Origin of the sequence: Sedimentibacter sp. zth1, assembly GCF_017352195.1 — a bacterium.
Classification (GTDB): domain Bacteria; phylum Bacillota; class Clostridia; order Tissierellales; family Sedimentibacteraceae; genus UBA1535.
The window spans coordinates 1160090-1181105 of record NZ_CP071445.1 but is presented as its reverse complement, the minus strand read 5'-3'; the positions used below and the strand labels follow the sequence as shown (position 1 = coordinate 1181105).

The following is a 21016-nucleotide window of genomic DNA, read 5'->3' as shown; positions in this document are numbered from 1 at the left end:
GTTTCAGTACTCGCAAGAGTATAGAAATAGAACAAAAAACAGTAAAAACAAAAACAACAACAACTAACGAGAGTTAGTGCCAAGCGTAAGCTTGAGAACAGATATTAAACGAGAGTTTGATCCTGGCTCAGGACGAACGCTGGCGGCGTGCCTAACACATGCAAGTCGAGCGAAGAAAGTCTTTCGGGACGAGTATTAGCGGCGGACGGGTGAGTAACGCGTGAGCAATCTGCCTCGTACAAAGGGATAGCCTCGGGAAACTGGGATTAATACCATATAACACTTATTGATCACATGATTAATAAGTCAAAGATTTATCGGTACGAGATGAGCTCGCGTTTGATTAGCTAGTTGGTAAGGTAATGGCTTACCAAGGCGACGATCAATAGCCGGCCTGAGAGGGTGAACGGCCACATTGGAACTGAGACACGGTCCAAACTCCTACGGGAGGCAGCAGTGGGGAATATTGCACAATGGGCGCAAGCCTGATGCAGCGACGCCGCGTGAGCGAAGAAGGTTTTCGGATCGTAAAGCTCTGTCCTTTGGGAAGAAAAAAATGACGGTACCAAAGGAGGAAGCCCCGGCTAACTACGTGCCAGCAGCCGCGGTAATACGTAGGGGGCGAGCGTTGTCCGGATTTACTGGGCGTAAAGGGTGAGTAGGCGGTAACGTATGTCAGATGTGAAAGGCGAGGGCTAAACCCTCGTAAGCATTTGAAACTGCGTAACTTGAGTGCAGGAGAGGTAAGTGGAATTCCTAGTGTAGCGGTGAAATGCGTAGATATTAGGAGGAACACCAGTGGCGAAGGCGACTTACTGGACTGTAACTGACGCTGAGACACGAAAGCGTGGGGAGCGAACAGGATTAGATACCCTGGTAGTCCACGCCGTAAACGATGAGTGCTAGGTGTTGGCCGAGAGGTCAGTGCCGGAGCTAACGCAATAAGCACTCCGCCTGGGGAGTACGGTCGCAAGACTGAAACTCAAAGGAATTGACGGGGACCCGCACAAGCAGCGGAGCATGTGGTTTAATTCGAAGCAACGCGAAGAACCTTACCAAGGCTTGACATCCCCTTGACAAGTGCAGAAATGTGCTCTCTTCTTCGGAAGCAAGGGAGACAGGTGGTGCATGGTTGTCGTCAGCTCGTGTCGTGAGATGTTGGGTTAAGTCCCGCAACGAGCGCAACCCTTATCATTAGTTGCCAGCATGAAAGATGGGCACTCTAGTGAGACTGCCGGTGACAAACCGGAGGAAGGTGGGGATGACGTCAAATCATCATGCCCCTTATGTCTTGGGCTACACACGTGCTACAATGGTCGGAACAAAGGGAAGCGAAAGCGTGAGCTGGAGCCAAACCTAATAAACCGATCCCAGTTCGGATTGTAGGCTGCAACTCGCCTACATGAAGTCGGAGTTGCTAGTAATCGCGAATCAGAACGTCGCGGTGAATGCGTTCCCGGGTCTTGTACACACCGCCCGTCACACCATGGAAGTTGATAATACCCAAAGTCGCTGAGCTAACCTTTTAGGAGGCAGGCGCCTAAGGTAGGATTAATGACTAGGGTGAAGTCGTAACAAGGTAGCCGTATCGGAAGGTGCGGCTGGATCACCTCCTTTCTAAGGAGACAGAAAACAAAATGTAAAGTAATACATTTTGTTTCAATGTCGCTTTTCTGGTTTGAACGCCGGAAAGGCATGTTCGAAACAAGGAACTTGTGCTGTTTCATTGATACTTAAGTGAGAATTTGAGTATTAAGACTAATGCAGAGAAAATTTTGGCAACAAAATGTTCAAAGCAAGCTGAACTTTGAAAATTGTATAGGAAAAAACAAACGAGAAAAACATCAAAAAAACAATAAAACTAAGTAAAAAATATAAGCGGAAGCAAATATTAATTACAAGAGTAACCAAAAAAATAGTTGTGTGAAGACGCACAACTGAACTGATGATTAACAATAAATGAAGTGATTTTTTATTTAGGCACGAAACGAGGAGCTAAGAAGCGGAGCATACGAATAGTATGTGAGCATTCGAAGTGACGAGAGACACAGCATAAATGAAAAAGAACGAGTTTAAGAGGTCAAGATATAAAGAGCGTAGGGCGAATGCCTTGGCACTAAGAGCCGATGAAGGACGTGGTAAGCTGCGAAAAGCTACGGGGAACTGCAAACAAGTATTGATCCGTAGATATCCGAATGAGGAAACTCACATATGGAGAACCGTATGTAACGTATGATGAATAAATAGTCATACGTGGGGAACGAGGGGAACTGAAACATCTAAGTACCCTTAGGAAGAGAAAGTAAAAAACGATACCGAAAGTAGCGGCGAGCGAAATCGGTAGAGCCCAAACCATGTTTCGGCATGGGGTTGCGGACATATCAACAAAGTATCCGAGACGATAGTCAAAGACTTCTGGAAAGAAGCTCCAAAGAGTGTGATAGACACGTAGACGAAAAAGTCAAAGAGCAAGATATGATCCAGAGTACCACAGGACACGAGAAATCCGGTGGGAAGCAGGGAGGACCATCTCCCAAGGCTAAATACTACTTAGTGACCGATAGAGAAATAGTACCGTGAGGGAAAGGTGAAAAGAACCCCGGGAGGGGAGTGAAAAAGAACCTGAAACCCTATGCTTATAAGCAGTGGGAGCACTACGAGTGTGACCGCGTACTTTTTGTAGAACGGGCCAGCGAGTTACGATATGCAGCAAGGTTAATAACTGAGAGGTTAGGAGCCGAAGCGAAAGCGAGTCTTAATAGGGCGAAAGTTGCATGTCGTAGACCCGAAACCAGGTGACCTATCCATGAGCAGGTTGAAGCTAGAGTAAAATCTGGTGGAGGACCGAACCCGTTAGCGTTTAAAAGCTATGGGATGACTTGTGGATAGCGGTGAAATTCCAATCGAACCTGGAGATAGCTGGTTCTCCTCGAAATAGCTTTAGGGCTAGCCTTAACGTAAGATTAATGGGGGTAGAGCACTGAATAGTCAAGGGACGTTATACGTTACCGAAACTTATCAAACTCCGAATACCATAAAATTAGCGTTGGGAGTCAGACTATGTGAGATAAGTTTCATAGTCAAAAGGGAAAGAGCCCAGATCACCAGCTAAGGTCCCAAAGATAGATTAAGTGGAAAAGGATGTAGGACTACACAGACAACCAGGAAGTTGGCTTAGAAGCAGCCACACTTTCAAAGAGTGCGTAATAGCTCACTGGTCGAGTGGACCTGCGCCGAAGATTACCGGGGCTAAAATCTATCACCGAAGCTGTGGGATTGTATTAATACAATCGGTAGAGGAGCATTCTGTACGAGTCGAAGCGCCATCGAAAGAGGCTGTGGATTGTACAGAAGAGAGAATGCTGGCATGAGTAGCGAAAGGTGAGTGAGAATCTCACCCATCGAAAGACTAAGGATTCCTGAGGAAGGCTCGTCCACTCAGGGTAAGTCGGGACCTAAGCCGAGGCCAAAAGGCGTAGGCGATGGATAACTGGTGGAAATTCCAGTACCACCGAAGATCGTTAAAAGAGAAGTGGGGACACAGAAAGATAAGTTAGCGTACTGATGGAATAGTACGTCTAAGTAAGTAGGGAGAAGAGATAGGCAAATCCGTTTCTTCAATAATCCTGAGATACGAATGGGAGCGAAAACAAGTAGTGAAGTAACTGAGTCTACGCTGTCAAGAAAATCCACTATCGAGATCAAGGTGCCCGTACCGTAAACCGACACAGGTAGTCAAGGAGAGAATCCAAAGATGAGCGGAAGAACTATTGTTAAGGAACTAGGCAAAATAACCCCGTAACTTCGGGAGAAGGGGTGCCCATGGAAGTGAAAGTCGAACGACCGGAGCTTTAGTGGGCCACAGAAAACAGGCTCAAGCGACTGTTTACCAAAAACACAGGTCTCTGCTAAATCGAAAGATGAAGTATAGGGGCTGACACCTGCCCGGTGCTGGAAGGTTAAGGGGAGCTGTAAGCGTAAGTGAAGCAGTGAACTTAAGCCCCAGTAAACGGCGGCCGTAACTATAACGGTCCTAAGGTAGCGAAATTCCTTGTCGGGTAAGTTCCGACCCGCACGAAAGGTGTAACGATTTGAGCACTGTCTCAACAATAGATCCGGTGAAATTGTAGTACTCGTGAAGATGCGAGTTACCCGCGGCAGGACGGAAAGACCCCATGGAGCTTTACTGCAGGCTGACATTGGAATTCGGTATTAATTGTACAGGATAGGTGGGAGACTAAGAAACATGTACGCCAGTATGTGTGGAGTCGCTGTTGGGATACCACTCTATTGATACTGAATTTCTAACATGATACTGTGATCCAGTATATGGACACTGTCAGTTGGGCAGTTTGACTGGGGCGGTCGCCTCCGAAAGAGTAACGGAGGCGCTCAAAGGTTTCCTCAGCACGGTCGGAAATCGTGCGAAGAGTGTAAAGGCAGAAGGAAGCTTGACTGCAAGACGTACATGTCGAGCAGGAACGAAAGTTGGACTTAGTGATCCGGTGGCGCCGAATGGAAGGGCCATCGCTTAACGGATAAAAGCTACCCTGGGGATAACAGGCTTATCTCCCCCAAGAGTCCACATCGACGGGGAGGTTTGGCACCTCGATGTCGGCTCGTCTCATCCTGGGGCTGAAGCAGGTCCCAAGGGTTGGGCTGTTCGCCCATTAAAGAGGCACGCGAGCTGGGTTCAGAACGTCGTGAGACAGTTCGGTCCCTATCCGTCGTGGGCGTAGGAAATTTGAAGGGAGCTGTCCTTAGTACGAGAGGACCGGGATGGACAGACCTATGGTGAATCAGTTGTTCCGCCAGGAGCACGGCTGAGTAGCTAAGTCTGGAATTGATAAGCGCTGAAGGCATCTAAGCGCGAAACAAACCTTAAGATAAGATTTCCCATTACGTAAGTAAGTAAGACCCCTGAAAGACTAACAGGTAGATAGGTCACAGGTGTAAGTGCAGCAATGTATTCAGCTGAGTGATACTAATAGGTCGAGGTCTTGACCAATAATGATCCTAACCCCATTTGATTCTCAAATGGATGGTAGGTCAGATCCAGCGAAATCCAAATCTATACGAACGTAAGTGAGTAAATAGATTTGTGATGTAGTCGGACAAATCTCGAAAATATTTTCCTATGCGATTTTGAAAGTTCAAACTTTCAATTTAATGATAACTTAATATACAATATAACGAAGTAATTTTTTATCAAATCAAGGAATACGAATGAATGAGGAAGGCATGTACAATAGGTACGTAACTGACGAAAGAATGAGTAATGACGTAGAGTTGATGAAAAAGAACGAGTTATACTAATCTGGTGATAATAGCAAAGAGGACACACCCGTTCCCATCCCGAACACGGAAGTTAAGCTCTTTAGCGCTGATGATACTTGGTGGGTGACTGCCTGGGAAAGTAAGACATCGCCAGATTAATATCTAAATATTTAATTAGAATAGATATTCCGAGGTAGCTCAATGGTGGAGCAACCGGCTGTTAACCGGTAGGTCGTGGGTTCGAGCCCCACCCTCGGAGCCATGAATGTGCCGGAGTGGCGGAATTGGCAGACGCACAGGACTTAAAATCCTGCGTTCCCTAAAGAACGTACCAGTTCAAGTCTGGTCTTCGGTACCATTTTAAATTAAATTGTCGCGGGGTGGAGCAGCTGGAAGCTCGTCGGGCTCATAACCCGAAGGTCATAGGTTCGAATCCTGTCCCCGCTACCAAAAATATAGAAGTAATACTGACAATTACGAGAATGGCGGCGTAGCTCAGTTGGCTAGAGCATGCGGTTCATACCCGCAGTGTCAGCGGTTCAAATCCGTTCGCCGCTACCAAAATAAAAGGCCCTATGGTCAAGCGGTTAAGACACTTCCCTTTCACGGAAGTAACCCGAGTTCGAGTCTCGGTAGGGTCACCATTACAAAATAAAAAACATGGAAGCATAGCTCAGTTGGGAGAGCATCTGCCTTACAAGCAGGGGGTCATAGGTTCGAGCCCTATTGTTTCCACCATTTTTACAAAATTGAATGTGGCTTGGTAGTTCAGTTGGTTAGAATGCCAGCCTGTCACGCTGGAGGTCGTGGGTTCGAACCCCATCCAAGTCGCCATTTTCAATAAAAACAAGATACATGCTGGTGTAGCTCAATTGGTAGAGCAACTGACTTGTAATCAGTAGGTTGAGGGTTCAAGTCCTTTCACCAGCTCCATTTTCGCAGAAATTACGGAGTAATTTCAATACACAATGCGAAAGACGCAACGGCGTAAGCCATGTTGCGGAAAATAATTTTACTGAAAATATGGGAGGGTTCCCGAGTGGCTAAAGGGGACGGACTGTAAATCCGTTGGCAACGCCTTCACTGGTTCGAATCCAGTCCTTCCCACCAATTAAGTTTAAAATGCGGAAGTGGCTCAGTGGTAGAGCATCGCCTTGCCAAGGCGAGGGTCGCGAGTTCGAATCTCGTCTTCCGCTCCAAAAGTAACAAAAAATGTTAAAACGCATATAATGCGGGTGTAGCTCAGTGGTAGAGCCCCAGCCTTCCAAGCTGGTTGCGAGGGTCCGATTCCCTTCACCCGCTCCAAAAAATTATGGTAGATATGGCGCAGTCGGCTAGCGCGCCAGATTGTGGCTCTGGAGGTCGTGGGTTCGATTCCCACTATTTACCCCATTTTTTTTATATTATTAAGGCGCTATAGCCAAGTGGTAAGGTACGGGTCTGCAACACCCTCATCCCCAGTTCAAATCTGGGTGGCGCCTCCAATTTATATGCACCCTTAGCTCAGTTGGATAGAGTGTTCGGCTACGAACCGAAAGGTCATGGGTTCGAATCCCTTAGGGTGCACCAATTACACAAAATATATTGTAAATTGATTTAAATGTACTTAGCAATAAGTGCTTTTTTATTTCTCAATTGTTTTATATATAATGCTTATAATAATACAAAAAAAAATATCTTCATATTAAATAGCAATTAATACATGATATAATAATATTATATTAGTATAAAAGATTGAGAGGCGGTAATTTAATGGATGAGAAATATACTTACTTTAATTCGCCAGTTGGGTTAATTAAAATAGTTTATTTTAAAGATTACATAACATCAATAACTATTGTAGATAATTATGAAAATTTAGTAATTGAAGATTCAAAATTATCCGATGAAGTAGTTAAGCAATTAACGGAATATTTTAATGGACAAAGAAAAGTATTTAATGTTCCATTGATGTTAAATGGCACAGAATTTCAAAAAAAAGTATGGAGAGAATTATTAAATATACCTTATGGAGAAACGAGAAGTTATAAAGATATAGCTATTGCTATAGGAAATTCAAAATCATACAGAGCTGTAGGAATGGCAAATAACAAAAATCCAATATCAATAATAGTACCATGACACAGAGTTATAGGTTCCGATGGTTCATTGGTTGGTTATGCAAGTGGTTTAAATATTAAAAAATATCTACTGGAAATAGAAAAATAAAGTATTAGCACATTAAGTCCTCTTGATATGAAGTTAAGGTGGGCTTTTTTATTTTCAATATTTTATTAATTATAGTACAAAAAAATATGTATAACCTGGTAATTTGACTAATTAGTATGTAATATTTAATAATATACGATAAAATAATAAATATACTTTAGTAAACATTATATATTTTAATAAAATTTTAAAATATACAAAATCTAAATATATCTAAATATAATATGATATATGTAAAAATCAGAATATAAATAAGTAAAATGCCAAAATTAATTAATTAAATATAAAATATTATATATTAAGATAAAAAATTAACAAATAAATAATTTTGAATATTTTATTTATTTTAATGGATTTTTTTTAAAAATATGTTATAATAAAATATACTTATATTGGGAAATAACAATTAAATAAGTAATTTTGCAACAAAAACTCATTCAATAAATTGATAATTAAATTAATAACAAATTATGTTTAATTTCATATAGAGAATTGCTATGTGAGTAATTATAAACATCAAAAATATTTAAACAAAAGGAGCATTTTATGGCATTTGAATTACCAAAGTTCACACCACCGGATTTTACTTCTGAAAAATTCTTAAGTGCAAATGAAATAAGAGTAGCCGAAGTAAAAAAGGATGGAGTATCCCCAAAGGGTTTTTATCTAACTAGTCATATACCTACTTATTATCATTACAATAATAGGTGGATATTACCTAAACATAATTCACAGAATTGTGTAGCTGTTTTACAAAAAGAGGATATTATTATAAAAGAGTTAAATGATTTAGTTTTAGGAGACAAGGTTGTTTTAGGGAAAGAATCAGATGGAACAAATGGAGTCATAGTTTATAGAGAGGGATTTGATGAAGCTGTTATTAGTCATGCAGGCAAATCTGTTGAAACATCATTTACTAACGACTATGATTATTTATTCGACCTTATGCGTTATGAAAAAGAAAATGGAGGATACATAGTATGGGTTTTAGGACCTTCAGTTGTATTTGATTTTGATACAAGAATAGGTTTATCTCAACTTGCAGAAAATGGTTATGTACAAGCTTTGCTAGCAGGTAATGCTATGGCTACACATGATCTTGAAGGTGGATATTTAGATACTGCATTAGGACAAAATATTTACACACAAGTTTCACAACCAATGGGACATTATAATCACTTGGATTTATTAAATGAGGTTAGAAGAGCAGGATCAATAGATAAATTTATAGCTGATGGTAATGTTAAAAATGGATTTATTAAGACGCTTAATAAATTAGATATACCATTTGTATTAGCTGGTTCTATAAGAGATGATGGACCATTACCAGAAGTATATCATAATGTTTCAAAAGGCTTAAATGCAGTTAAAGAGCAAACTGATAAAGCAACACTTGTTATTTGTTTAGCTACAATGCTTCATTCTGTTTCTACAGCAGAATTAGCATCAAGCTATAGAATAAAAGAAGATGGAGCAATAGTTCCAGTATTTATGTATACTGTTGATGTAACTGAAAACGTTGTTAATAAAGTTGCGGCAGCTAGAGAAAACATTGCAGTAAGGACTTTAGTTACAAATGTACAGGATTTTGTAGTAAATGTTCAAAAGGCATTGTTAACACCAGTTGAAGATTTACAGGTTGAAAGCGTTGAAGTTAATGTAAATGAATACTGTGAAAGAACTAATGTAAAAAAAGATGAAAAAGAAAAAGAACTTAAAATAAAGGAGGAAAAATAAATGGCATTAAATATTCCTAAATATACACCACCTGACTTTAACCAAGAAATTTTCATAAATGCACCAAATGCCACTTTGGTGGAGGTAGTTAAGGATGGAGTTTCTCCAGCTAATTATCATGCATTGTCTGTTTTTCCTGAATATTTTAAAATTAATAATAAATGGGTTTTGGCTACTGAAAGTAGAATGGATACAGTTTGTGTGGCATATGATGAAATGGGAAAAGAATCTGTAAATATAGTAGAATTTAGAAATTTAAAAGTTGGCGATAAAGTAGTTATTGGTAGAACAGAAGATGGAAGTCAAGGAATTTATATGTATACTCAAGGATTTGTTAATAAATCACATGATTCTGATACATTTGCTTTTAGAAGCGGTAGATCAAGAGAAACTGCATTTAGCATTGACTATGACCAACTTTATGAAATTCTTAAACATGAAAAAGCTAAGAATGGTTATGTTACATGGGTTTTAGGTACAGCTATAAGTCTTGATGAAGATACAAGAAATGCTATGGAAAGACTTATTAGAGAAGGATATGTAAATGCTATACTTTGTGGTACAAGCCTTGCAGCTTTTGATTTAGAATGTGGAACATTTGGTACTACATGGGGACAAAAGGTATTTAGAAGAGAACAGAATACATATGAAAATTATTATGAAACAATAAATATGGTTAGAGAAGCGGGCTCAATAGAATCATTCGTTAAATCAGGACAGGTAAAGGATGGTATAATGAAAGCTTGTGTTGAATGCAATGTTCCATTTGTACTTGCAAGCACTGTAAGAGATAGATTTACTTTGCCAGGAACATATGATAACGTATATGAAGCACAGAATGCTATGCGTAAGCATGCACGTAAAACATCAACAATAATCATGGTATCAACAATTTTATTTACCATTGCCACTGGTAATATGACACCGTCTTATAATGAATTCGATGGTGTAATAAGACCAGTTTACATGTATACAGTTGATATTCAGGAATTTGCTGTAAATAAATTAGCTGACAGAGGAACACTAACAGCTACATCAGTTGTAACAAATACACAAGATTTTGTAAAAAATATAGGAAGAGCACTAGCATAAATTTATATTAAGGCTGTTGTAAATAATTTAATTTTACAACAGCTTATTTTTATTAAAAGAATTAGTTATTTATTTTAAATACTAACTTATTGTCCTTATATAAAATTAACAGAGAGTCAAATTTATTTATTTTATCTTGTAGTATCATTCTGCCTATTTCAGTAGTAATTTCTTTTTCTATAAATCTTTTTATAGGTCTTGCTCCATATTGAACAGAAAATGAATTTTCAATAATGTATTTAATACATGTATTGTCCAATGCTATGTTAATTTTTTGATTGCTTAGGTCTTTATTTATTTGTAGCAATTCTATATTTATAATTTTTTCTAAATCACATTTATTTAGTGGTTTAAATAGAACAATATCATCAAGTCTATTTAAAAATTCAGGCTTAAATTTTTCTTTTAATATTTGCATTACTTTTTCTCTTATACTTTGTTCAATATTTTCATAATAATTTAAATTAAATTTTTCTACAATACTACCTGATCCAATATTAGATGTCATGATTATTAAAGTATTTTTAAAATCAATAGTTCTACCTTTACTGTCGGTAAGTCTACCTTCATCCAATACTTGAAGAAGCAAATTGAAAACTTCAGAATTTGCCTTTTCAATTTCATCAAATAAAACAACACTGTATGGTTGCTTTCTGACTGCTTCAGTAAGTTGACCACCATCATCGTGACCAATATATCCTGGAGGTGCACCTATAAGCTTAGATACAGAGTGTTTTTCCATGTATTCACTCATATCTAATCTTATTAAACTTGCTTTATTCTCAAATAATGTTTTAGCAAGTGTTTTAACAAGTTGTGTTTTACCAACTCCTGTAGGACCTAAAAACATAAATGTTCCAATTGGTTTTTGTAATTTTTTAACACCAGATTTAGCTCTAATGATTGCATTACATACAGCACAAACTGCATCTTCTTGTCCGACAATTTGCTCATGCAGAATAGAATTTAAGTTCAATACTTTTTGTTTTTCTGTTTCAGTCAATTTACTAATTGGAATGCCTGTCCATTTTGAAACTACTTCAGCAATATCATCTTCGGTAACTTCTTCTTTTATTTTGTATGTATATGGTTTTTTATTTAATTTTAATTCTTCATTTTCTAATTTCTTTAGTTTGAAAAAATTAAGTTCTGAAATTTTCTCAAAATCATTTTTTCTAGTTGCTTCATCTACTTGAATTTTAACCTCATTTATTTGTTGCTTAATTTGTTTTATTCTATCAACTATTTTTTTATCAATTGCCCATTTCTTGAATTCGATTTCATATAGGTTTTTTAGAGTATTTATATTATTATCTAATTCCTTACATTTCCGAGTGTAGAAACTATCATTTTCTTGTGATAATGAAATTTTTTCGATTTCTAAATGTAAAATTTTTCTTTGCATTTCATCAATTTCAATTGGAAGTGAATCTACATTTGTTCTCACCATTGAGGAAGCTTCATCCATTAAATCAATTGCTTTATCAGGTAGAAATCTATCAGAGATATATCTATCAGATAATATAGCACAGGCTATTATAGATTTATCGGATATTCTAATACCATGATGCATTTCGTATTTTGATTTTATACCTCGAAGTATTGATATAGTTTGTTCAACCGTTGGAGCTTCAACTAATATTTTTTGGAATCTTCTTTCCAAAGCTCCGTCTTTTTCAATAAATTTTTTGTATTCATCATATGTAGTAGAACCAATGGTTAAAATTTCTCCTCTTGCAAGCATAGGTTTTAACATATTAGATGTATCAAGTCCACCATTTGAATCTCCAGTTCCAACTACTGTATGAAGTTCATCTATATATAGTATTATTTGACCATTTGAATTTTTTAGTATTTTTAATACTTCTTTAAGTCTTTCTTCAAATTCTCCTCTGAATTTAGCACCAGCTATAAGTGATCCCATATCTAATGAAAAAATAATTCTATCTCTTAAGGCATCTGGTACATCATTTCTAATAATTCTTTGTGCTAATCCTTCTACAATTGCAGTTTTTCCAACGCCTGGATCTCCAATTATAACTGGATTGTTTTTTGTTCTTCTTGATAATATTCGAATCATTCTATTAATTTCTTCTTCTCTACCTATTACAGGGTCTAATTCACCCTGAATAGCTTCAGCAGTTAAGTCTCTTCCGTATTTTAATAAAATGTTGGTCAACCCTTCTACCTTATTGTTTTTTATTTTAAGAGTAGATTTTTGTTCTATCAATTTATCGTAGAATTTTTGAAGATGAATATTATATTTTTCAAAAATGCTTTGACTTGTAATTTTATTTTCCTTCAAAATAGCAAGATATAAGTGCTCTAAGCCTATAAGAGATTCATACATTTCCCTAGCAAAGTCTTCTGCAACAAGAATAATTTTTTGTGATGTTCTATTGTAATATAATTTAGTTAAAGCATCTTGCTTTTGAAGCTTATCTATTGCTTGTTCTATATCCCTAATATATGAAAATATATCGATATCCATGTCTTTTAATATATTCGCTATTATAGTATTTTTTTGCTTAATAATTGCTAAATGCATATGTAATTCAGTTAATTCAACATTTCCATATTTTATTGCTATGCTTTGAGAGTCACGCATAACTTGAATTCCAGTTTCTGAAAATTTATCAGCATTCATGTAATCACACCTTTCTACTTTATACATTCTATTTTACACTGATAAATTTTTTATGTCTACTCATATATATTATCAATATAGAATGTATATTGAATTATGATAGTGTGTGTTATATAATTATCTTAGATATAACTTTTATAGTTTGGAGATGTTAAAGTGTATACATTAGATGAAGTAAAGAAATTTTGCTTAAAGTGTAATAAATGTAGATTATCTGAAATGAGAACTAATGTTGTTTTTGGTGAGGGTAATGCAAATTCCGTTATTATGTTTGTTGGTGAAGGACCTGGATATAATGAAGATTTGCAAGGAAGACCGTTTGTTGGAAAGGCAGGACAGCTTTTTGAAAAAATGATTAAATCTATTAATCTTACTAGAGAAGATATATATATTACTAATATCGTAAAATGTAGACCACCGAAAAATAGAAATCCAATGGATGATGAACAAGAATTGTGTATTGATTACTTAAGATGGCAAGTTAAATTAATAAATCCTAAGATTATAGTTTGTTTAGGTTCAGTTGCCGCTAAAAAGCTTATTTATTCAAATAAAACAATAACGTCTATGAGGGGCAAATGGGTAGATAAGGGCGGTATCTTATTTACTGCAATATATCATCCATCATATTTATTGAGAAATGAATCTGCAAAAAAAGATGCTTGGCAAGATTTAAAAAGTATTTCTGATAAAATCAAACAAATTAGAGCTGTATAGAACTAAAATATAGAATATATAAAAATTGGTAAGAATATTATTGACATATGTTTTTGTATGTGTTAATATATCAAAGCTGTCGGAAAGACACATCAGTTAAGAGTAATTAAATAAAATAAATTAGTTGACAAAAAAGTATAAGTGTGATAATCTATTAAAGCTGTCGAAAAAGAGCGAAATAAGTTATAAAATGTAAAAATAAATAATTTTAAAAAAGTTCTTGACAAACTTCGATAGAGATGGTAAACTAATAAAGCTGTTGAGAGACAGCAAAGCATTGAAAAATGAATATAAATTAATATTTTTTAGATAATTTCAAGGCAACTGAAATTTGAAGCGCACAGTGTATAAAGAATACACGAGCACTGGAAAATGAAAGTAACGCAGAAAGTGCTAAAAAAGATAATTTATAAGAACCCGCAACATGGCTAACGCCGTTGCGAAGTGCAAATTGACTTAAAATTTTTGACGAAATTTGTTCGCACCTTAGACAATAAAACAGCATAAGAACAACCTTTAGTTTCAGTACTCGCAAGAGTATAAGAAATAGAACAAAAACAGTAAAAACAAAAACAACAACAACTAACGAAGATAGTTTTGCTATATGCAAGGAACGCGATGAAGAACGAGCGCACGTACTAAAGTACGTAAGCGAGTGATGAAGAGTAGTGACACAGCAGATAACAAAAATATCGAGTTAATGCCAAGCGTAAGCTTGAGAACAGATATTAAACGAGAGTTTGATCCTGGCTCAGGACGAACGCTGGCGGCGTGCCTAACACATGCAAGTCGAGCGAAGAAAATCCTTCGGGATGAGTATTAGCGGCGGACGGGTGAGTAACGCGTGAGCAATCTGCCTCGTACAAAGGGATAGCCTCGGGAAACTGGGATTAATACCATATAACACTTATTGATCACATGATTAATAAGTCAAAGATTTATCGGTACGAGATGAGCTCGCGTTTGATTAGCTAGTTGGTAAGGTAATGGCTTACCAAGGCGACGATCAATAGCCGGCCTGAGAGGGTGAACGGCCACATTGGAACTGAGACACGGTCCAAACTCCTACGGGAGGCAGCAGTGGGGAATATTGCACAATGGGCGCAAGCCTGATGCAGCGACGCCGCGTGAGCGAAGAAGGTTTTCGGATCGTAAAGCTCTGTCCTTTGGGAAGAAAAAAATGACGGTACCAAAGGAGGAAGCCCCGGCTAACTACGTGCCAGCAGCCGCGGTAATACGTAGGGGGCGAGCGTTGTCCGGATTTACTGGGCGTAAAGGGTGAGTAGGCGGTAACGTATGTCAGATGTGAAAGGCGAGGGCTAAACCCTCGTAAGCATTTGAAACTGCGTAACTTGAGTGCAGGAGAGGTAAGTGGAATTCCTAGTGTAGCGGTGAAATGCGTAGATATTAGGAGGAACACCAGTGGCGAAGGCGACTTACTGGACTGTAACTGACGCTGAGACACGAAAGCGTGGGGAGCGAACAGGATTAGATACCCTGGTAGTCCACGCCGTAAACGATGAGTGCTAGGTGTTGGCCGAGAGGTCAGTGCCGGAGCTAACGCAATAAGCACTCCGCCTGGGGAGTACGGTCGCAAGACTGAAACTCAAAGGAATTGACGGGGACCCGCACAAGCAGCGGAGCATGTGGTTTAATTCGAAGCAACGCGAAGAACCTTACCAAGGCTTGACATCCCCTTGACAAGTGCAGAAATGTGCTCTCTTCTTCGGAAGCAAGGGAGACAGGTGGTGCATGGTTGTCGTCAGCTCGTGTCGTGAGATGTTGGGTTAAGTCCCGCAACGAGCGCAACCCTTATCATTAGTTGCCAGCATGAAAGATGGGCACTCTAGTGAGACTGCCGGTGACAAACCGGAGGAAGGTGGGGATGACGTCAAATCATCATGCCCCTTATGTCTTGGGCTACACACGTGCTACAATGGTCGGAACAAAGGGAAGCGAAAGCGTGAGCTGGAGCCAAACCTAATAAACCGATCCCAGTTCGGATTGTAGGCTGCAACTCGCCTACATGAAGTCGGAGTTGCTAGTAATCGCGAATCAGAACGTCGCGGTGAATGCGTTCCCGGGTCTTGTACACACCGCCCGTCACACCATGGAAGTTGATAATACCCAAAGTCGCTGAGCTAACCATTTGGAGGCAGGCGCCTAAGGTAGGATTAATGACTAGGGTGAAGTCGTAACAAGGTAGCCGTATCGGAAGGTGCGGCTGGATCACCTCCTTTCTAAGGAGACAGAAAACAAAATGTAAAGTAATACATTTTGTTTCAATGTCGCTTTTCTGGTTTGAACGCCGGAAAGGCATGTTCGAAACAAGGAACTTATGCTGTTTCATTGATACTCAAGTGAGAATTTGAGTATTAAGATAAATATTTGCGAAGTGAATTTTAATTTAGACAAGGCGCATGACGAGGAACGAACGCACGTACAAAAGTACGTAAGTGAGTGATGAGAAATTGCAACACAGTATAAAATGAAATTAACGAGCAAATTGGACTTTGAAAATTGTATAGGAAAAAACAAACGAAGTAATTTTTTGATTTAGACAAGGCGAGAGGAGTCGAGGAGCAAAGCATATGAATAATATGTGAGCACCAGAAACGACGATCAACGAAGTATAAATTAAAAAGAACAAGTTTGAAACGAGAGAAAACATCAAAAAAAACAATAAAACTAAGTAAAAAATATAAGCGGAAGCAAATATTAATTACAAGAGTAACCAAAAAATAGTTGTGTGAAGACGCACAATTAAACTGATGATTAACAATAAACGAAGTGATTTTTTATTTAGGCACGAAACGAGGAGCTAAGAAGCGGAGCATACGAATAGTATGTGAGCATTCGAAGTGACGAGAGACACAGCATAAATGAAAAAGAACGAGTTTAAGAGGTCAAGATATAAAGAGCGTAGGGCGAATGCCTTGGCACTAAGAGCCGATGAAGGACGTGGTAAGCTGCGAAAAGCTACGGGAAACTGCAAACAAGTATTGATCCGTAGATATCCGAATGAGGAAACTCACATATGGAGAACCGTATGTAACGTATGATGAATAAATAGTCATACGTGGGGAACGAGGGGAACTGAAACATCTAAGTACCCTTAGGAAGAGAAAGTAAAAAACGATACCGAAAGTAGCGGCGAGCGAAATCGGTAGAGCCCAAACCATGTTTCGGCATGGGGTTGCGGACATATCAACAAAGTATCCGAGACGATAGTCAAAGACTTCTGGAAAGAAGCTCCAAAGAGTGTGATAGACACGTAGACGAAAAAGTCAAAGAGCAAGATATGATCCAGAGTACCACAGGACACGAGAAATCCGGTGGGAAGCAGGGAGGACCATCTCCCAAGGCTAAATACTACTTAGTGACCGATAGAGAAATAGTACCGTGAGGGAAAGGTGAAAAGAACCCCGGGAGGGGAGTGAAAAAGAACCTGAAACCCTATGCTTATAAGCAGTGGGAGCACTACGAGTGTGACCGCGTACTTTTTGTAGAACGGGCCAGCGAGTTACGATATGCAGCAAGGTTAATAACTGAGAGGTTAGGAGCCGAAGCGAAAGCGAGTCTTAATAGGGCGAAAGTTGCATGTCGTAGACCCGAAACCAGGTGACCTATCCATGAGCAGGTTGAAGCTAGAGTAAAATCTGGTGGAGGACCGAACCCGTTAGCGTTTAAAAGCTATGGGATGACTTGTGGATAGCGGTGAAATTCCAATCGAACCTGGAGATAGCTGGTTCTCCTCGAAATAGCTTTAGGGCTAGCCTTAACGTAAGATTAATGGGGGTAGAGCACTGAATAGTCAAGGGACGTTATACGTTACCGAAACTTATCAAACTCCGAATACCATAAAATTAGCGTTGGGAGTCAGACTATGTGAGATAAGTTTCATAGTCAAAAGGGAAAGAGCCCAGATCACCAGCTAAGGTCCCAAAGATAGATTAAGTGGAAAAGGATGTAGGACTACACAGACAACCAGGAAGTTGGCTTAGAAGCAGCCACACTTTCAAAGAGTGCGTAATAGCTCACTGGTCGAGTGGACCTGCGCCGAAGATTACCGGGGCTAAAATCTATCACCGAAGCTGTGGGATTGTATTAATACAATCGGTAGAGGAGCATTCTGTACGAGTCGAAGCGCCATCGAAAGAGGCTGTGGATTGTACAGAAGAGAGAATGCTGGCATGAGTAGCGAAAGGTGAGTGAGAATCTCACCCATCGAAAGACTAAGGATTCCTGAGGAAGGCTCGTCCACTCAGGGTAAGTCGGGACCTAAGCCGAGGCCAAAAGGCGTAGGCGATGGATAACTGGTGGAAATTCCAGTACCACCGAAGATCGTTAAAAGAGAAGTGGGGACACAGAAAGATAAGTTAGCGTACTGATGGAATAGTACGTCTAAGTAAGTAGGGAGAAGAGATAGGCAAATCCGTTTCTTCAATAATCCTGAGATACGAATGGGAGCGAAAACAAGTAGTGAAGTAACTGAGTCTACGCTGTCAAGAAAATCCACTATCGAGATCAAGGTGCCCGTACCGTAAACCGACACAGGTAGTCAAGGAGAGAATCCAAAGATGAGCGGAAGAACTATTGTTAAGGAACTAGGCAAAATAACCCCGTAACTTCGGGAGAAGGGGTGCCCATGGAAGTGAAAGTCGAACGACCGGAGCTTTAGTGGGCCACAGAAAACAGGCTCAAGCGACTGTTTACCAAAAACACAGGTCTCTGCTAAATCGAAAGATGAAGTATAGGGGCTGACACCTGCCCGGTGCTGGAAGGTTAAGGGGAGCTGTAAGCGTAAGTGAAGCAGTGAACTTAAGCCCCAGTAAACGGCGGCCGTAACTATAACGGTCCTAAGGTAGCGAAATTCCTTGTCGGGTAAGTTCCGACCCGCACGAAAGGTGTAACGATTTGAGCACTGTCTCAACAATAGATCCGGTGAAATTGTAGTACTCGTGAAGATGCGAGTTACCCGCGGCAGGACGGAAAGACCCCATGGAGCTTTACTGCAGGCTGACATTGGAATTCGGTATTAATTGTACAGGATAGGTGGGAGACTAAGAAACATGTACGCCAGTATGTGTGGAGTCGCTGTTGGGATACCACTCTATTGATACTGAATTTCTAACATGATACTGTGATCCAGTATATGGACACTGTCAGTTGGGCAGTTTGACTGGGGCGGTCGCCTCCGAAAGAGTAACGGAGGCGCTCAAAGGTTTCCTCAGCACGGTCGGAAATCGTGCGAAGAGTGTAAAGGCAGAAGGAAGCTTGACTGCAAGACGTACATGTCGAGCAGGAACGAAAGTTGGACTTAGTGATCCGGTGGCGCCGAATGGAAGGGCCATCGCTTAACGGATAAAAGCTACCCTGGGGATAACAGGCTTATCTCCCCCAAGAGTCCACATCGACGGGGAGGTTTGGCACCTCGATGTCGGCTCGTCTCATCCTGGGGCTGAAGCAGGTCCCAAGGGTTGGGCTGTTCGCCCATTAAAGAGGCACGCGAGCTGGGTTCAGAACGTCGTGAGACAGTTCGGTCCCTATCCGTCGTGGGCGTAGGAAATTTGAAGGGAGCTGTCCTTAGTACGAGAGGACCGGGATGGACAGACCTATGGTGAATCAGTTGTTCCGCCAGGAGCACGGCTGAGTAGCTAAGTCTGGAATTGATAAGCGCTGAAGGCATCTAAGCGCGAAACAAACCTTAAGATAAGATTTCCCATTACGTAAGTAAGTAAGACCCCTGAAAGACTAACAGGTAGATAGGTCACAGGTGTAAGTGCAGCAATGTATTCAGCTGAGTGATACTAATAGGTCGAGGTCTTGACCAATAATGATCCTAACCCCATTTGATTCTCAAATGGATGGTAGGTCAGATCCAGCGAAATCCAAATCTATACGAACGTAAGTGAGTAAATAGATTTGTGATACAGTCGGACAAATCTCGAAAAGTTTTTCCTATACAATTTTGAAAGTTCAAACTTTCAATTTAATGATAACTTAATATACAATATAACGAAGTAATTTTTAGATTACGTGTTATACTAATCTGGTGATAATAGCAAAGAGGACACACCCGTTCCCATCCCGAACACGGAAGTTAAGCTCTTTAGCGCTGATGATACTTGGTGGGTGACTGCCTGGGAAAGTAAGACATCGCCAGATTGATATCTAAATATTTAATTAGAATAGATATTCCGAGGTAGCTCAATGGTGGAGCAACCGGCTGTTAACCGGTAGGTCGTGGGTTCGAGCCCCACCCTCGGAGCCATGAATGTGCCGGAGTGGCGGAATTGGCAGACGCACAGGACTTAAAATCCTGCGTTCCCTAAAGAACGTACCAGTTCAAGTCTGGTCTTCGGTACCATTTTAAATTAAATTGTCGCGGGGTGGAGCAGCTGGAAGCTCGTCGGGCTCATAACCCGAAGGTCATAGGTTCGAATCCTGTCCCCGCTACCAAAAATATAGAAGTAATACTGACAATTACGAGAATGGCGGCGTAGCTCAGTTGGCTAGAGCATGCGGTTCATACCCGCAGTGTCAGCGGTTCAAATCCGTTCGCCGCTACCAAAATAAAAGGCCCTATGGTCAAGCGGTTAAGACACTTCCCTTTCACGGAAGTAACCCGAGTTCGAGTCTCGGTAGGGTCACCATTACAAAATAAAAAACATGGAAGCATAGCTCAGTTGGGAGAGCATCTGCCTTACAAGCAGGGGGTCATAGGTTCGAGCCCTATTGTTTCCACCATTTTTATAAAATTGAATGTGGCTTGGTAGTTCAGTTGGTTAGAATGCCAGCCTGTCACGCTGGAGGTCGTGGGTTCGAACCCCATCCAAGTCGCCATTTTCAATAAAAACATAATATGGGAGGGTTCCCGAGTGGCTAAAGGGGACGGACTGTAAATCCGTTGGCAACGCCTTCACTGGTTCGAATCCAGTCCTTCCCACCAATTAAGTTTAAAATGCGGAAGTGGCTCAGTGGTAGAGCATCGCCTTGCCAAGGCGAGGGTCGCGAGTTCGAATCTCGTCTTCCGCTCCAAAAGTAACAGAAAATATTAAAACGCATATAATGCGGGTGTAGCTCAGTGGTAGAGCCCCAGCCTTCCAAGCTGGTTGCGAGGGTCCGATTCCCTTCACCCGCTCCAAAAAATTATGGTAGATATAGCGCAGTCGGCTAGCGCGCCAGATTGTGACTCTGGAGGTCGTGGGTTCGATTCCCACTATTTACCCCATTTTTTTATATTATTAAGGCGCTATAGCCAAGTGGTAAGGTACGGGTCTGCAACACCCTCATCCCCAGTTCAAATCTGGGTGGCGCCTCCAATTTATAATTTAA

The 21016-nt window shown here is 40.1% G+C and carries 5 protein-coding genes, 26 tRNA genes and 6 rRNA genes; 36 read left to right on the top strand and 1 reads right to left on the bottom strand.

The genetic code is table 11. The features are described from left to right. The first annotated feature begins 104 nt into the window (after positions 1-104). From JYG23_RS05960 to JYG23_RS05865, 20 genes are all read left to right on the top strand, one after another. Positions 105-1617 (top strand): 16S ribosomal RNA (locus JYG23_RS05960). Between the two features lie 461 nt (positions 1618-2078). Further along, a 23S ribosomal RNA gene (locus JYG23_RS05955) occupies positions 2079-5008 on the top strand. A gap of 308 nt (positions 5009-5316) precedes the next feature. Then, a 5S ribosomal RNA gene (gene rrf, locus JYG23_RS05950) occupies positions 5317-5433 on the top strand. Together the 16S, 23S and 5S rRNA genes with 14 tRNA genes alongside form the textbook arrangement of a ribosomal RNA operon. A 31-nt stretch (positions 5434-5464) precedes the next feature. Next, positions 5465-5539: transfer RNA gene (locus tag JYG23_RS05945), tRNA-Asn, on the top strand. 7 nt (positions 5540-5546) lie between these two features. Next, positions 5547-5635, top strand: a tRNA-Leu gene (locus tag JYG23_RS05940). 16 nt (positions 5636-5651) lie between these two features. Continuing rightward, positions 5652-5727, top strand: a tRNA-Met gene (locus JYG23_RS05935). 34 nt (positions 5728-5761) lie between these two features. Beyond that, positions 5762-5838 (top strand) — tRNA-Met (locus JYG23_RS05930). Positions 5839-5846: 8 nt separating this feature from the next. Beyond that, positions 5847-5921 (top strand) — tRNA-Glu (locus tag JYG23_RS05925). 18 nt (positions 5922-5939) lie between these two features. Next, positions 5940-6015 (top strand) — tRNA-Val (locus JYG23_RS05920). A gap of 19 nt (positions 6016-6034) precedes the next feature. Next, positions 6035-6111 (top strand) — tRNA-Asp (locus tag JYG23_RS05915). Positions 6112-6134: 23 nt separating this feature from the next. After that, a tRNA-Thr gene (locus tag JYG23_RS05910) sits at positions 6135-6210 on the top strand. Positions 6211-6302: 92 nt separating this feature from the next. Beyond that, positions 6303-6387 (top strand) — tRNA-Tyr (locus JYG23_RS05905). Between the two features lie 14 nt (positions 6388-6401). Further along, positions 6402-6476, top strand: a tRNA-Gly gene (locus JYG23_RS05900). 32 nt (positions 6477-6508) lie between these two features. After that, a tRNA-Gly gene (locus tag JYG23_RS05895) sits at positions 6509-6582 on the top strand. A 10-nt stretch (positions 6583-6592) separates the two neighbouring features. Beyond that, a tRNA-His gene (locus JYG23_RS05890) sits at positions 6593-6669 on the top strand. 18 nt (positions 6670-6687) lie between these two features. After that, a tRNA-Cys gene (locus JYG23_RS05885) sits at positions 6688-6761 on the top strand. Between the two features lie 8 nt (positions 6762-6769). Continuing rightward, positions 6770-6846 (top strand) — tRNA-Arg (locus tag JYG23_RS05880). A gap of 183 nt (positions 6847-7029) precedes the next feature. Further along, positions 7030-7485: a methylated-DNA--[protein]-cysteine S-methyltransferase gene (locus tag JYG23_RS05875; RefSeq protein ID WP_207237579.1), complete on the top strand. Its 456-nt coding sequence runs from the start codon at positions 7030-7032 to the stop codon at positions 7483-7485. A gap of 546 nt (positions 7486-8031) precedes the next feature. Beyond that, positions 8032-9222, top strand: a complete 1191-nt coding sequence (locus JYG23_RS05870; RefSeq protein ID WP_207237578.1) for a hypothetical protein — start codon at positions 8032-8034, stop codon at positions 9220-9222. Beyond that, positions 9223-10314, top strand: coding sequence for a hypothetical protein (locus JYG23_RS05865; protein WP_207237577.1), 1092 nt, complete (start codon positions 9223-9225; stop codon positions 10312-10314). Between the two features lie 61 nt (positions 10315-10375). Here JYG23_RS05865 and JYG23_RS05860 read toward each other — a convergent pair whose 3' ends face one another. After that, a complete protein-coding gene (locus JYG23_RS05860) occupies positions 10376-12961 on the bottom strand; it encodes an ATP-dependent Clp protease ATP-binding subunit (RefSeq protein ID WP_207237961.1) in 2586 nt (861 codons plus the stop codon). Positions 12962-13117: 156 nt separating this feature from the next. Here JYG23_RS05860 and JYG23_RS05855 point away from each other — a divergent pair, with 156 nt between their 5' ends. The 16 genes from JYG23_RS05855 to JYG23_RS05780 all read left to right on the top strand — a co-directional run bounded on the left by JYG23_RS05855 (position 13118) and on the right by JYG23_RS05780 (position 21003). Next, positions 13118-13678, top strand: a complete 561-nt coding sequence (locus JYG23_RS05855) for a uracil-DNA glycosylase (protein ID WP_207237576.1) — start codon at positions 13118-13120, stop codon at positions 13676-13678. 728 nt (positions 13679-14406) lie between these two features. Continuing rightward, positions 14407-15918: ribosomal RNA gene (locus JYG23_RS05850) — 16S ribosomal RNA — on the top strand. Positions 15919-16582: 664 nt separating this feature from the next. Then, positions 16583-19512 (top strand): 23S ribosomal RNA (locus tag JYG23_RS05845). Positions 19513-19729: 217 nt separating this feature from the next. Then, a 5S ribosomal RNA gene (gene rrf, locus JYG23_RS05840) occupies positions 19730-19846 on the top strand. A 31-nt stretch (positions 19847-19877) separates the two neighbouring features. Beyond that, positions 19878-19952: transfer RNA gene (locus tag JYG23_RS05835), tRNA-Asn, on the top strand. Between the two features lie 7 nt (positions 19953-19959). Continuing rightward, positions 19960-20048: transfer RNA gene (locus JYG23_RS05830), tRNA-Leu, on the top strand. 16 nt (positions 20049-20064) lie between these two features. Beyond that, positions 20065-20140 (top strand) — tRNA-Met (locus JYG23_RS05825). A 34-nt stretch (positions 20141-20174) separates the two neighbouring features. After that, positions 20175-20251: transfer RNA gene (locus JYG23_RS05820), tRNA-Met, on the top strand. Positions 20252-20259: 8 nt separating this feature from the next. Continuing rightward, a tRNA-Glu gene (locus JYG23_RS05815) sits at positions 20260-20334 on the top strand. A gap of 18 nt (positions 20335-20352) precedes the next feature. Then, positions 20353-20428 (top strand) — tRNA-Val (locus JYG23_RS05810). A 19-nt stretch (positions 20429-20447) separates the two neighbouring features. After that, positions 20448-20524, top strand: a tRNA-Asp gene (locus JYG23_RS05805). Between the two features lie 21 nt (positions 20525-20545). Further along, positions 20546-20630 (top strand) — tRNA-Tyr (locus JYG23_RS05800). Positions 20631-20644: 14 nt separating this feature from the next. Then, positions 20645-20719, top strand: a tRNA-Gly gene (locus tag JYG23_RS05795). 32 nt (positions 20720-20751) lie between these two features. Next, positions 20752-20825: transfer RNA gene (locus tag JYG23_RS05790), tRNA-Gly, on the top strand. A gap of 10 nt (positions 20826-20835) precedes the next feature. After that, a tRNA-His gene (locus JYG23_RS05785) sits at positions 20836-20912 on the top strand. Between the two features lie 17 nt (positions 20913-20929). Beyond that, a tRNA-Cys gene (locus tag JYG23_RS05780) sits at positions 20930-21003 on the top strand. Positions 21004-21016 lie beyond the last annotated feature (13 nt).

Excerpts from the sequence above, each read along its gene's own strand:
- JYG23_RS05870 (WP_207237578.1), top strand. The coding sequence starts at position 8,032 with ATGGCATTTGAATTACCAAAGTTCACACCACCGGATTTTACTTCTGAA.
- JYG23_RS05865 (WP_207237577.1), top strand. The coding sequence starts at position 9,223 with ATGGCATTAAATATTCCTAAATATACACCACCTGACTTTAACCAAGAA.
- JYG23_RS05860 (WP_207237961.1), bottom strand. The coding sequence starts at position 12,961 with ATGAATGCTGATAAATTTTCAGAAACTGGAATTCAAGTTATGCGTGAC.